The sequence below is a fragment of the Desulfobacula phenolica genome, from assembly GCF_900105645.1.
Lineage (GTDB): Bacteria > Desulfobacterota > Desulfobacteria > Desulfobacterales > Desulfobacteraceae > Desulfobacula > Desulfobacula toluolica.
The window spans coordinates 244,115-256,493 of record NZ_FNLL01000001.1 but is presented as its reverse complement, the minus strand read 5'-3'; the positions used below and the strand labels follow the sequence as shown (position 1 = coordinate 256,493).

Sequence of the window (12,379 nt, the reverse complement as noted above, 5' to 3'; positions counted from 1 at the left end):
CCAGCAAATTATGCCTCCGGCTGTTTCTCAATATCAATGGTTGCCGATTGCCTCTGCAGGTCTACAAATTTATCTAAAAGCGCCTTGGATCGATGGAGGGTCAAATGCCGCTGGATTCTTTTTTCAGCTTTTTCAAAAGGAACCGTGCTTTCAAGCTTTTTGCCGGTGACAGTGATAATGTGATATCCAAAACTTGTTAAGACAATACCGCTTGATTGGCCGGGTTCAAGTGAAAAAGCGGCATCTTCAAAGCTTTTTTCCATGACTCCTCTTTTAAAATAGCCAAGATCTCCCCCATCGCTGTTGCTGGGGCATTGGGACAGGGCTTTTGCAAGGGTGGCAAAATCTTTGCCTGCCTTGATCTGGGCCAGGATGGTTTCAATTTCTTTTTTTGCATTTATTTTCTGTGCAGGTGTGGCGTTTTCATCCAGCTTGATAAGAATATGGCTGGCCTTAACTTCTTCCGGCCGGTTGAATTTTTCAGGATGATCAGTGTAATATTGCCGGATATCCCGGGGAGTTACGATCACTTTTTTTTCAAATTCCTGCTCCACAAAATTTTTAACAACCAGGCCTTTTTTAAAATGTCGTCTCAATTGATTTTCAGTAAAATGGATGCTTTCAAGCATTTTTTGATAATCAGCGGGTGTTTCAAATTGATCTTTAACCTGTTGAATTTCCTGGTCAATTAATGCTGCATCAATATCATATCCGGCTTTCAGGCCTGCCGTATATAGGATTTCGGCATTAATAAGGCTTTCCAGGGCTTTTTTTCTTATTTCAGGTTCATCTGACTTGGGCACTGGATCACCCAGGCTCAGAAGATGGGCGGTAAGGCTTTTAACCTCAAGATCCAGAGCTGCCCTGTAAATTTTTGATCCGTTGATCACGGCAACAACAACACCTTCTTTTTCATCTGACTGTACCTCATCGTTTAACGAAGAAGCTGCAGCTGTGATGCCGTAAAACAGCCCAATAAACAGAGCCGGTATTAAACAAATAATAAGAGGTATTTTTTTCATTTTTTTTATCCTTTTTCAATTAATATTCTTTCCAAGAAAATCTTTAAAAGTTCAAACAGCGACTTTCAATCTTTGTTGTGGGCAAACCAAGGTGAAAGACCAAGTCTGCCCGTGACAGTTATAGGCAAACCAGAAAGAACTACCAGGTATGCCGTGGCAGTTATTCCAGGTTAAGGCTTTTCCATTTTTCAACTTCCTCAAAGGGTGCAAGTCCCCTGGGACAAGCCTTTTGGCATTTTTTGCAGCTCACGCACAAAGCCCCGCCCTGCCCCATGACCTGGTCAAGCTGATCAATTTTAGCACCCAGCATGATTTCCATTGGGTTGCACCCCTTGGACAGTAGCGGACAGACTGCCATGCATTGACGGCATTCCGTACAGAGCATAACCTGGAGACGTTTGTTGATGATTTGAAAAACAATCGAATAGATCAAAAGCCCCACGCAGATAATCACGCAGGAAGTGTACAGGGCCAGAAACATTATTGCTGTCTTCCTTTTTTTGTATCAAAATATGACCAGTCCTCATTGCCTTTATCAAGATATTCCGGTTTTATGCTCAGCCGCAAATCCGTCTTATAGATAACCCCCATTTTACACAAAGAAAAACATTTGCCGGATCGCGGACACCCGCCATGTTTAATAACGGGGTGTATGCGCCCATCTTCCAGGCGCGGCATGGTGATCACCCCGTTTGCAATGACCGGGCAGACAGATACACACATGGAACACGCAGGATAAAGGCATTCTTGAACCCCGAATTTTAAATTTCCGGCTTTTGCAGCAATCATGAGGTCAAAGAAATTCACCTCTTCCATAAGATTATTGGCTTTTTTAAAAACCTCGAATCCAGGGTTTTTTCCTTTTGTAAAATCAACACGAAAGTCGGCAAGATCACCCGGCATAACTTTCACCACCCGGTCATATATGGGTTTTAAGATTGTCACCTGGCGGCCCGCATCATCATAGGCAAAAATAACAATCCGGTCTGATGACGGCTCCCTGGACAGCCTTATTTCAATCATGTCTCGTAAAAAAAAGAACTTTGCCTGAATGGGAGGCACAACACCTGGATAGGTGCCGGGAAATATTTTTTTCAGATCGGTTTGAATCACATATACCCCTCCGGCAATACCAAGAAACAAAATCAGCATCAAAAGCCCTGCATAGGACCGTTTTTTTTCACGGTTAGAATTTTCCATCGTCTTTTAAGTCCTCAATTATTTTTAAAACCGGCAGATTAATGGGACACACCCTGTCACAATTGCCGCAAAGAGGACAGAAAGTTGCGGCATCCTTAACCTTTATTTTGTGTGTGGTAACTTCATAATCCAAATCCTTTTGGGTCAAAGATAATGTTTGAGCAGTCACCAGAGACTTGTCCGGAAGGATCAGGGTCATATTCGGATCAATATCCAAGGCTTTTCCAAGTTTCATCCGTATGTTGGTTGCACTCACATAAATTTCAGGATCATTGGTGATGGCAGCCGATATAAAGCCATAGGGATCAATTCCCAGAGGACAGATCTGCCGTCCCAGCACGCAGTTATAACAGGTCATGGCCCATGGATATCCTGATTTCAAGGATGTACCGATGGTGGCGGCAAGAAAAGCGGCAATACACAGATAACAAAAAACATTTATGTATAAAAATTTTTTTTTCATTATAGCACCATAGATTATTAAAGCACCATTATCAGCACACCCACGAGAATGCCGCCGAGAATCCCCCCAGGCTTGCAGGGTTTATAGCCGGAAAGAATATTGGTAAGTATCCCGCAGATGACGGCAATTCCGATTGAAACCGCCATCTCATCGAGCATGAACATACGGTTCGTCAACCCGATACCGGCGACAATCAGTCCTGCAACAGGCGCACCCAGCAGGATACTGATTTGAAGGGCATTTGCAGTTATGCCGCTTTTCAGTCTCAGGTTCCCTTCACCAATGCCGCCGATACCACCCAGGGGAGACGGAGCGCAGGAGGCGGCACAGCAGACCACAAAACCCACCAGCATGACCGGAAGGCAATGGTCTATCCCTGTGCTTTTGCTCACTTCCATGCCAAACATCAAAACACCGGGCAGCAGAGCCGCCGCCGTAATTCTGCCGCAGGGCATGGGGAAGATAACCGGGATGTAGATCAATACCACACCCACCCCGACAAACCCCAGGGGAGTGTGTGTGGCAAGCCAGACAAGCAGGGTTGTCAATGCCTCAAACCCGCCTGTAACCATAAGGGCTCCGGCCATCATGAATCCAGCCACCATGGCCGTTACCGGGTGAATGATAATGCCGGCAACAAGGCTTTTAAAGCCCACATTTCCCACAGCCATGACAAAGATGGTCATGACCAGCAGTACGGTCTGAATTGGTACGGGGGGCTCAAAGATAAAAACCGCTCCCAGACCGGCCATATACAAAAAAAATGCAAAATAGGCGGAATCAGGCAGCGTTTTGACCTCCCGGTTTTCCGGCCCGGCCTCGTCCATGGGAACAGTGATCTTTGAAAAAAAAGCCACCAGAAACATGGTCAAAATGGTTATAACCATGATGGAAATCTGCTGGGAATTGGAAAAGGCGTGAAGGGCATATCCTGCTGTTCCCTCAACAATCATGCCGATGCCTCCCAGCGGAGACGGGCCGCAGGATGCCGCAGCATTCACGATCAGGCCAAAGACAATTGCCGGCACAAGAGACGGCCGGTTCTGTAGGCGTGCCACTGTCATGCCGAACATGATGGTGGCGGGGATAAGGGCGGCTGCCCAGACTCTGCCGCAGGGCATGGCAAATATGGTGGGTACGTTCACCAGCAAAAAGATCGTGCCGGAAAGCCCCAGAATCCTGCCTTGGGAGATGCGGGTTAAAATTTTTGCCGCAGCCTTGAACCCGCCTGCTGCGTCCACGGCACCTGCCAGCAAAAAACCGGCAATGGTCGCGGTAATGGGATGAAGGGTTGCTGCCGAAAAAATCTGGGACACCCTGAATTCAACGTTAAAAACCATGGCCATGACAACAAGCACCAGAGACCCCAGCACCAGGATGGACTGAAGAGGCAGCACATCCTGCCTTATCCATTGCCTGAAGGATGCAAGAAGAAGAAAAAGAAAAAAAAAGAGTGCGGCCATGCCCATCATGATGTTCTTCCTGCCATGTTTTTTTTTGCGGTCATGATTTTTTTTGCGGTCAAACAGTCCCCGCTTGTGTCAAGACAGACCCGGTCACCTTGCTTAACGCTATTCATGCACATGTTGCAGGCGCTGATATATGCGGTGGTAACCGAGTTGTCATCCAAAATCACCCTTAACGGCAGATGCATTGCAAAACAGGCGTTGCCGCCCATGTCAGGATCAAACTGTCCGGGTGCCGTAAGCACTGTAGCGGTTTGATTACCGGGTATAAGATCCTTTAACAATGCCGTTATGATGATGTAGACACCAATGCCTGCAAGGATTGCATTGGGAATAATATTCAAAAACAAATCTGTCATATCACTGCCTTTTTTTGTACAAAACAATTTTTAACATCTTGAAATCAAATCTTTTTTGTTTTTTGTTGCACCATTTTGATCTGCCATGGCCGTTAGTTAATTTATGAAATCGCATGGATCAGAACCCCGCTGATTGCACCGCCTAAAAGGCCCTGCATATCCAGAAAAAAAGTGCCGAATGCAATATTGAATCCGCAACCTGCAAGGCTGCCGGCCAGGACAAGCCAGACAAGACCGGCATATCTGCTGCTGTTCAGTCTTACCAACAAAGTCTTTGCGTGATTGTGTGTATCGTTCAAAATTCAACCCTGATTCAATTGTTCAAGAAATTTGGGATCAGGCGCAGCCATTTGACCGTATCCCAGAAGATCGTCTATTTTTACCATCAGCCAGTTGGTCAGCCTGGATCTTTTTGAAACCATAAAGTTTGCTGCGTCATGCAGTATATTATCGGGTTTGTTATAAGGACATGAACCGATGCAGGCCAGGCATTTTGGATTGGAAACCAGGTAGTCGCCGCATCTTTTCCCGTCAACAGACCATTTCAAAGCGCCTCTGACCCAATTGGGAGAACCAAAAGGGATGGCTTTTACAGGGCAATAATCAGCACATTTTTTACAGGTATTGCAGAACTCTTTGATACCAAGCCTGATTGGCCGGTCAAACACAAGGGGCAGATCAGTTGTAACAACGGCAAACGACCCCCTGGGCCCCATTTCTTTGTTAATGATCATGCCGTTTCGCGCCAGCTCTCCAAGCCCTGCCTTTATGGCAAGGGGAATGATCTGAACCTCGCTCCACCTGGTATAATGGGCTCTTGCCGAATACCCCATCCCCCGGATAAACCTTGCCAGTTCAACTGCGGTTTTTCCGCCTTCGGAAAAAAATCTCATGGCTTGTTTCAACTCTTCCAGATCTTTGTCTGATATCTTTTCTGCCGACTTAACCACCCGGCCGGACAGGGCTGCGGCAAGTTCCTCTGGAATGGAAGAATACATCTCTTCCCAGGGAAGTGGAGCTGTCGGGCTGGCCAGTGTATATTTAAGATCCTTTCCCACGACAATTGCATTGGGATGAGAAAGCCTGATGGGATTGCCTGCATGATCATTTGTAAACACATAGGTTGAATCAAGTTCAGTAACGCCCACCACCCTTGCACCCAGTGCTTTTGCCTGATCCTTGATATGATCTGTCAGGACTTGGGGATTTGTTACCTCTATTCTGGGGGATGCAGGTGTTCCATCCCTGTGTACTTTATAAGAAACTTTTCCCACACAGATATCATAGATGGAAAGAGTCAACTGATCTGTTGGAACCGCATCGTTCATATCAGTATACAGCTCCGCCCCCGGCTGTTCCCTTGCATCATACCGCTGCTGTTCCCCCTTGATATCAGTTGAGCCAAGAACGTCTGAACGGCTGCTTTGCTCGGTCGGAACAAAAAGGGCCAGAGTAAACAGGCCGGCAGCACACAGGGCCGCAATGATCTGTTTTTTTGCTTTTTTGCTTTCAAAACAGCCCTTGCTTTTTAATTTTACAAAGAAAAAAGTGACGCCCGACATAAAGATGAATGCACTCAAACTGATAATCAGCCCCCTGCCCATTTTTTCCGAAAAAAGTATGGTGCTGAGAACAAACAGCAAGGCATCCAGGGTGATAAGAAACAGAAGGCTTGATATCTCAAACCATTTCCATCCCGATTTCATATTACAATCCTTTACTGATCAGTATAGTTAGAAAAATCACTGCATAACCGCCTGTTTTCGTAAAATATACTGAAGTATAAAAATATTTGCGTATCATAAATGATCCATGGTATTTTAAAAAGCTCCCCGGGTTTGGAAACTGCAACACAAGCGTATGCAGGACTTTTTTGCAACGCTTTTTTGCACGGTCGCGGGTGCCCTTCTCGGGGAGCTTTTAATCATGAATTTTTACATAATTATTCTTTTGGCTTGAAAAAAACCATGGTCACAAAGCCCGGAGCCGTGAAGATCAGAAACATGGCAATAAACCGCCATCCCGCCCTGAGACTTCCCACTTCAATGCCGTCATAAAAACCCCACAATCCGAACAGGAGCATTCCGATCACCACTGACCAGCCCCACATCTCAATCCATGTGAGGCTGAGTGACAACTCTTTTGAACCTATTTTTAAAGACATAAACAACTCCTTTATCAATTTTTCTTATTACAGAGCCCAGTCATCCGCAGCCTTTTCATAGGACCAGGTGCCTTTTTCATATTTTGACCGCCTCGGATAAACATCTTCGTCTTTTTTATACCATCCGCCGGAAAAGGCCTTTCCTTCCTTGAGCATGGCATCGGCTTCCTCTTTGGTCAGCACTTTTCCAATGGCCTTGACATCCTTGTCAAGCTCTCCTTTGGGGTTGTCCCAATGCACATTTTTGCTTCTTCCGTTTTCATCAAGTAAACGGGCTGGAATTTCACCCCATTGAATGCCTTTGTAAGTCACGCCTACCTTACCCATTTTGGCACCTACACCCGTGGCCCACTCTTCATCCGGGCTTCTGTCTTCTTCCGTATAGATGTAACGTCCGACTTTTCGGGGAAATTCGGTTTTAAATCCCGGATTTTCAAGTATCCACCGTGCAGGACGGTTTACTCCGAATTGTTTTGATTCCGTGCCGTATTGATAGTCGAGCCAGTCTTCAAGGCCCACACCATTGACGTTTCCGAAAAGAAAGGGTGCAAGATACGAATGCTTGAGCATGTAATTGCCCATAAGATGGAAAGCTGTGGCCGGTTTGTTGTAAGGACAGGATTTCAGGCACTCGTTGCAGCAGTTGCCGTTTAGGTTTCCGGTTCTGAACCGGACACATTTATCTTTGTCCACATGCCACATTTCAATTCCGTTCTCAATGGTTCTTTTTCCCATGGGAATGGCATTCACCGGGCAGGAACGGGCACACCGGTCACAATGACTGCAAAACCGGGTAACCCCGTAGGACTGACGGGGAGGATCTACGGCCATGGGAAAATCCGTCAGGATGGTGGCGGATTTAAACCGCAATCCTCCAACAGACGGCACAACAGCATCGCTCAACCGGCCATATTCACCCAGCCCGCAATAAACGGAAAACGGAGTTTCAATGGTTTCATAATTGATACCGCCATGACCAACCCTTGCCGCATATCCCATATCCCTGAGTGTCTGGGCAAGGCGCACGGCAATAAAAGCACTGGTGCTGTATGCCTGGCCGCTTTTTGTGATGCTCCACCAGGACCAGCCCGGATCATTTAAAACTCTTCGCCATCTCTGATCCGTGAAAACCTGGATGCCGTATTTGAGTTCCTCAACTTTTTCAAGGGGCAGAGGGGTGCCCGCTGTCATGATATCATGAGAAAAGAACCATCTCGGGTCGACCCTGCAAATTCCCACATCTTCAGAACCCAGCCACAGTCCGATTTCCTTGACCATGAGGGCGTTTTCTTCAGGCGTGTATTTGGCTGTTTTATAGCCCAGTTTTCCGGCAACATTGCCCAGAAGAACATCTCCTTTGTTCCACCCGATTTTTTTATCCCGGTGGGCGCCTTCAAATGTAGTCCAGGGGTATTTGAGAACCTTTACTGGCTCGCCCTGTACCTGGTCCGGTGCCCGAAGCCCGTCCAGCAGCGTAGTGGCACCAAACAATGCCCGTGACAGGGGAAGTGTTGTTGTAAAGCTTGGTTTTTTACCGCCACGTGCCTTGGCAAGGGGTTCAATCATTTCCTTGTCTGTGTAGACATATCCGTGGTTGTTGATCTGAGGCCCTAAAACCCCCATATATGCCCTTCCGAATCCATGGTTCATTTCGCTGAACCGGTGAACCTCGCCCTGGATATACTGAGGTGCTTCAGGTGCGGGAAAAGGAAAGAACATGAAAAATGCGATGATTGTCCAGAAACTCGACATGGAAATAATTCCAATGTTCCGCATTTTTTCAGTAATTTTAAACATCATGCTCCACCAGCCCATGGCAGCGGCAACACACAGCATGATTGCAAAAAGAGCGTTGATGTTCAGCTCAGATGCAAAAAACCATACCAAAGATGCTGCTGCGGCCACCCATAGACCGATCAGTATGTATTTTTTCAGTTTTTCATCCATAAAATTTTTCTCCAAAAATATTTAAGCCAATAATGTTTTGCTGTGCCTGATATTCCATGCACATGTTTTTGTTTGGTTGACCAGACCGTTGCGGGTCATCTCCTCCTTTTTGTATTTTTATGATCAGGTGGATATGCGTGCGATGGTTGAAATACCAAGGCCGATGTGACAAAAAACAATACCGGCAAGTTCCGGCCAGGAGGGCTTTATTCCACTGATGATCCACAAAGTGGCAATGGATACCCATGAGGTGGCAAGCCAGATGATGGATATCTCGTAATAAGAAAGATGAAAATGAAATTTTCCGATCTGTACCAGGATGCCGCTCAAAATAAAAATAACAAGTGTAAGCAGAATAATGACGGGTTTGTTCAACAAAATTAACCGCAAATATTCCATAACTCCGTTTGCTTCATTCCATTGAGTGCCGGAAAGTACGGCGGATATTGCCATGAACAGGCAGGCAACAAGATAAAAAGCAGCGATTTCCATTACACTCCTCCTGTGTTTGGTCTTCTGATCGTATGAGATGGGCTGGTTTACTGAACCAAGGGTTTTCATGATATCAGCCTCAAAATTGACAATGCTTTCCAGCAAAAAAAGATACCCACGCCAACCGATGCGGCCCGGCCCAGAAGAATCAGTTTCTTTTGACCCGTAAACCTTCCCATAAATCCCATGGGAAGGATGTAAATGGTGGTGGCCAGAAAAAATGCCAGAAAAAAAAGAATCCCGAACAATGGGTTGGCGGATTTTTGAAGACAATATGAAATTGCCAGAAGAAAAGGCGGACAGACATTAAGGCCGGTTAATATCCCCAACACATAAGGAAAATAAGGAGAACTGCCAATCTTATTGGCCCGCGCGCACATTCCAAAATGGGGAAGTTTGATGCCCATGCCATAGGCTACAAGAAGTATGGACAGCACTATAGTGGCCCATGCACCTATCTTGAATCCATAGACACCCAATACGTCACCCACAAGCCCGATGGCAAGGCCAAAAACAAGATAAGCCATAAACCTGCCGCCAATGAATTTAAAAAGAAAATTCCAGTTGGATGAGCGTGAAGCGATCTGCCCCCTGGCAAGACTTACGGAAAAAAGTACAGGCACACAGCTGCTGAAGCAGGCAGGGCCCGTGGCAATACCCAGCAAAAAACCGTTTATTGCAGGTTCCAGAGACGGTAACATCATGCATCCTTAATTTTGAAGGTGATCTGGTGCCTGATCGACGCCAATGAGTTGATCTCTTATTTCAGGTGCAAGCCTGTTGATTGTCCATGGAGGATCAAAAGTCAAACTCAGCTTGATGGTTTCAATCTCAGGAATGGCCAGCAATTCCTTTTTAATACTCTGGATAAAGGTCTTGGAAAAAGGACAATTGGGCGTGGTCAATGTCATGATTATATTTACGGCCCTTTTGACAATGCTCATCTCATAAATCAACCCAAGTTCATGGATATTAAGCTGAAGTTCAGGATCTTTAACATTTGCCAGAGCCGAATAGACTTTTTCTTGTGTCAAGGCAGGCAACGCATTCAGCTCGTCGGGATTGCTGTTGTTTGTCCATAAATGTTCGGTTTTAAGGCGCGAAGGCCCTTGTGACTGGAAAAAAACAGCCACTGCCGTTAAAACAAGAAAACCGTACAATAAAATGAGCTTTGATCTGTTGCTCATTGGTTTTTTAAAAAACATGAAGTTGTATCCTTATCAAATTACAAATTACCGTACCGGTGTCTTCCCTGAAGGTTGAACCGGTTTATTTCATTTATCAGACAAGTATTCCGAATTTCAGACTTATTCCGGCCTTTACCCTTATTCCAGGGTACAGCCGCATTCCGGGTTCCATTCTCTGATAAAAAACAATACTCAAATATTGGTCTTAAACAAAAACCATGCCACATCATAAAACAACCATAAGTTAATGAAATGGTAATGTTTTTTTATCCTGCCGGGCCAAGCCTTTTGCCAACTCATTTTCGTGGCCAACGAAAATGAGTTGGAATTTCCTGCTTTTTCGTGGTAGATTATGCACCTATGGAAATTTCACAAAATTATGAGCCGGAATTTGATTCGCTTCAGGATCTCATGTTGCATATGGGAAGAAAGTGTTCGGCAGAAGAGATACCTCATTTGGTTGCAAAAACCTTTGCAGCAAGACCCCATGTAGGGCTTGTCAGAATATGGACAGTGCAGCCGGGCAAGGATTGCAATGCATGCCACAGAAAACATCTGTGCCGGGAAACATCCTGCCTTCACATGGTGGCAAGCGTTACAAAACACAAGGAAAACACCGCATGGAACTGCACCACCGGAGCGGACAGCCGTATTCCAATAGGATTTTCCGAAATAGGCAGTGTGGCCCTGACAGGGGTGGGAATTCGAATTCATAACTTTGATGAAAACCAGAAAAAATTATTTCAGGACATACAGGATACAACCCCGGAAATCGTTGGCGTCGGGATTCAGCCCCTTGCCTTGAAAAATGATATTCTCGGCATCATAGCGGTTTATGCCCTGATTGATCTTAAGCGGGTCAGAAGAGGAGACCGTTGGCTGGGAAATGTTGCCGGATTTGTTGCCTTTGCCCTTTCCAATGCACGGGCGTTTGAAGAAATTGAATCATTAAGAGCCCAGCTTGAATTGGAAAATGAATACCTGAGAAACGAGATTCATCACATCCAGTCACCCGGGGGGATTATTGGAAAAAGCCCTCCTGTAATCAGCATGCTTGACCAGATCGCCCAGGTTGCGCCAACCGAGGCCAGTGTCCTGATTCTCGGAGAATCGGGAACAGGCAAGGAGCTTGTGGCAAGAGAGATCCACAAGCGCAGCCTTCGCGGGAAAAAACCCATGATAAGCGTTAATTGCGCCTCCATTCCAGGAGAACTGTATGAAAGCGAGTTCTTCGGCCACAAAAAAGGGGCGTTTACCGGAGCCATATCCGACAGAGGGGGGAGATTCCAGGCAGCAGACGGAGGAACCCTGTTTTTGGATGAAGTCGGGGAAATACCGCTTTTAATCCAGGGAAAACTGCTTCGAGTTCTTCAAGAAGGTATGTATGAACGTATCGGAGAAGAAAAGACCCGGAAAGTGGATGTCAGAATCATTGCCGCCACCAACAGAAACATTGAACAGGAAATTGCAGCCGGTAATTTTCGGCAGGATTTGTATTACAGGCTCAATGTTTTTCCCATTGAAGTTGTCCCATTGCGCAAACGAAAAAAGGATATCCCCATTCTTGCCAGGCATTTTTTAAAATCCGTGTCAAAAAAAATGAATCATGCCGTGCCACAGCTGACCGATTCAAACATAAGAGAACTCATGGATTACGAGTGGCCAGGAAATGTGCGGGAACTGCAAAATATTATTGAACGAGCCGTTATCACATCACGATCCGGCCGTTTTTTTTTCCATTTGCCAGTGGCATCCACGCAGGTTGAATCATCCAAAGAACTGTCCAAAGAACCGGCTGAAAATCCATGGGATACCACCAAAGAGACTGTAATTTTTACAGAACAGCAGATCAGGGCAAAAACCAGGAAAAACATGATCGCTGCCCTGAAAAAATGCAAAGGAACAATATATGGCGATCATGGTGCAGCAATGCTTCTGGGAATATCTCCCACCACACTTTCCTCACGAATCAGCCGCCTGAAAATAACAAAACAAGAGATATTCAACGAAAAAAAAATCAGCGCAGATATTGATCCGGAATAGATTCCGGTAAAAAATCTGTTTATGACTTACAATCTG

14 protein-coding genes are annotated in these 12,379 nt (G+C 45.8%); 1 reads left to right on the top strand and 13 read right to left on the bottom strand.

Translation table 11 applies throughout. From position 1 onward, the window contains the following. Positions 1-8: 8 nt before the first annotated feature. The 13 genes from BLT94_RS01060 to BLT94_RS01000 all read right to left on the bottom strand — a co-directional run bounded on the left by BLT94_RS01060 (position 9) and on the right by BLT94_RS01000 (position 10,318). Positions 9-1,022 carry a peptidylprolyl isomerase gene (locus tag BLT94_RS01060; RefSeq protein ID WP_092229575.1) on the bottom strand — a complete coding sequence of 338 codons (1,014 nt, stop codon included), beginning with the start codon at positions 1,020-1,022 and terminating at the stop codon, positions 9-11. Positions 1,023-1,182: 160 nt separating this feature from the next. After that, positions 1,183-1,503 carry a 4Fe-4S dicluster domain-containing protein gene (locus tag BLT94_RS01055; protein ID WP_092229573.1) on the bottom strand — a complete coding sequence of 107 codons (321 nt, stop codon included), beginning with the start codon at positions 1,501-1,503 and terminating at the stop codon, positions 1,183-1,185. Further along, complete coding sequence (locus tag BLT94_RS01050; protein ID WP_092229571.1) at positions 1,503-2,222, bottom strand: 4Fe-4S dicluster domain-containing protein; 720 nt, start codon at positions 2,220-2,222, stop codon at positions 1,503-1,505. The genes BLT94_RS01055 and BLT94_RS01050 overlap by 1 nt, the downstream gene beginning before the upstream one ends. Beyond that, complete coding sequence (locus BLT94_RS01045; RefSeq protein ID WP_014956805.1) at positions 2,209-2,685, bottom strand: hypothetical protein; 477 nt, start codon at positions 2,683-2,685, stop codon at positions 2,209-2,211. The genes BLT94_RS01050 and BLT94_RS01045 overlap by 14 nt, the downstream gene beginning before the upstream one ends. Positions 2,686-2,702: 17 nt before the next feature. Further along, the gene (locus BLT94_RS01040) at positions 2,703-4,157 is read right to left on the bottom strand and encodes a hypothetical protein (RefSeq protein ID WP_014956804.1); all 1,455 of its coding nucleotides are present in this window, start codon (positions 4,155-4,157) and stop codon (positions 2,703-2,705) included. Next, positions 4,154-4,510, bottom strand: coding sequence for a hypothetical protein (locus BLT94_RS01035; protein WP_041279341.1), 357 nt, complete (start codon positions 4,508-4,510; stop codon positions 4,154-4,156). Before BLT94_RS01035 ends, BLT94_RS01040 begins: the two co-directional genes overlap by 4 nt. Before the next feature lie 101 nt (positions 4,511-4,611). Then, complete coding sequence (locus tag BLT94_RS01030; protein WP_092229569.1) at positions 4,612-4,809, bottom strand: hypothetical protein; 198 nt, start codon at positions 4,807-4,809, stop codon at positions 4,612-4,614. A gap of 3 nt (positions 4,810-4,812) precedes the next feature. Further along, a complete protein-coding gene (locus tag BLT94_RS01025) occupies positions 4,813-6,216 on the bottom strand; it encodes a reductive dehalogenase (RefSeq protein ID WP_092229567.1) in 1,404 nt (467 codons plus the stop codon). 236 nt (positions 6,217-6,452) lie between these two features. Next, positions 6,453-6,674: a hypothetical protein gene (locus tag BLT94_RS01020; protein WP_014956801.1), complete on the bottom strand. Its 222-nt coding sequence runs from the start codon at positions 6,672-6,674 to the stop codon at positions 6,453-6,455. 27 nt (positions 6,675-6,701) lie between these two features. After that, positions 6,702-8,621, bottom strand: coding sequence for a 4Fe-4S dicluster domain-containing protein (locus BLT94_RS01015; RefSeq protein WP_014956800.1), 1,920 nt, complete (start codon positions 8,619-8,621; stop codon positions 6,702-6,704). A 123-nt stretch (positions 8,622-8,744) separates the two neighbouring features. Beyond that, positions 8,745-9,113: a hypothetical protein gene (locus BLT94_RS01010; protein WP_014956799.1), complete on the bottom strand. Its 369-nt coding sequence runs from the start codon at positions 9,111-9,113 to the stop codon at positions 8,745-8,747. A gap of 65 nt (positions 9,114-9,178) precedes the next feature. Beyond that, positions 9,179-9,817, bottom strand: a complete 639-nt coding sequence (locus BLT94_RS01005; RefSeq protein WP_092229565.1) for a sulfite exporter TauE/SafE family protein — start codon at positions 9,815-9,817, stop codon at positions 9,179-9,181. Positions 9,818-9,823: 6 nt separating this feature from the next. Beyond that, positions 9,824-10,318, bottom strand: a complete 495-nt coding sequence (locus tag BLT94_RS01000) for a metal-sulfur cluster assembly factor (RefSeq protein ID WP_051012303.1) — start codon at positions 10,316-10,318, stop codon at positions 9,824-9,826. Positions 10,319-10,660: 342 nt separating this feature from the next. Between BLT94_RS01000 and BLT94_RS00995 the strand changes: the two genes are divergently transcribed. Next, positions 10,661-12,343, top strand: coding sequence for a sigma-54 interaction domain-containing protein (locus BLT94_RS00995; RefSeq protein WP_092229563.1), 1,683 nt, complete (start codon positions 10,661-10,663; stop codon positions 12,341-12,343). The last annotated feature ends 36 nt before the right edge of the window (positions 12,344-12,379 follow it).

Excerpts from the sequence above, each read along its gene's own strand:
- BLT94_RS01020 (WP_014956801.1), bottom strand. The coding sequence starts at position 6,674 with ATGTCTTTAAAAATAGGTTCAAAAGAGTTGTCACTCAGCCTCACATGG.
- BLT94_RS01015 (WP_014956800.1), bottom strand. The coding sequence starts at position 8,621 with ATGGATGAAAAACTGAAAAAATACATACTGATCGGTCTATGGGTGGCC.
- BLT94_RS01005 (WP_092229565.1), bottom strand. The coding sequence starts at position 9,817 with ATGATGTTACCGTCTCTGGAACCTGCAATAAACGGTTTTTTGCTGGGT.
- BLT94_RS01025 (WP_092229567.1), bottom strand. The coding sequence starts at position 6,216 with ATGAAATCGGGATGGAAATGGTTTGAGATATCAAGCCTTCTGTTTCTT.
- BLT94_RS01035 (WP_041279341.1), bottom strand. The coding sequence starts at position 4,510 with ATGACAGATTTGTTTTTGAATATTATTCCCAATGCAATCCTTGCAGGC.
- BLT94_RS01010 (WP_014956799.1), bottom strand. The coding sequence starts at position 9,113 with ATGGAAATCGCTGCTTTTTATCTTGTTGCCTGCCTGTTCATGGCAATA.
- BLT94_RS01040 (WP_014956804.1), bottom strand. The coding sequence starts at position 4,157 with ATGATGGGCATGGCCGCACTCTTTTTTTTTCTTTTTCTTCTTCTTGCA.
- BLT94_RS01000 (WP_051012303.1), bottom strand. The coding sequence starts at position 10,318 with ATGTTTTTTAAAAAACCAATGAGCAACAGATCAAAGCTCATTTTATTG.
- BLT94_RS00995 (WP_092229563.1), top strand. The coding sequence starts at position 10,661 with ATGGAAATTTCACAAAATTATGAGCCGGAATTTGATTCGCTTCAGGAT.
- BLT94_RS01055 (WP_092229573.1), bottom strand. The coding sequence starts at position 1,503 with ATGTTTCTGGCCCTGTACACTTCCTGCGTGATTATCTGCGTGGGGCTT.
- BLT94_RS01050 (WP_092229571.1), bottom strand. The coding sequence starts at position 2,222 with ATGGAAAATTCTAACCGTGAAAAAAAACGGTCCTATGCAGGGCTTTTG.
- BLT94_RS01060 (WP_092229575.1), bottom strand. The coding sequence starts at position 1,022 with ATGAAAAAAATACCTCTTATTATTTGTTTAATACCGGCTCTGTTTATT.
- BLT94_RS01045 (WP_014956805.1), bottom strand. The coding sequence starts at position 2,685 with ATGAAAAAAAAATTTTTATACATAAATGTTTTTTGTTATCTGTGTATT.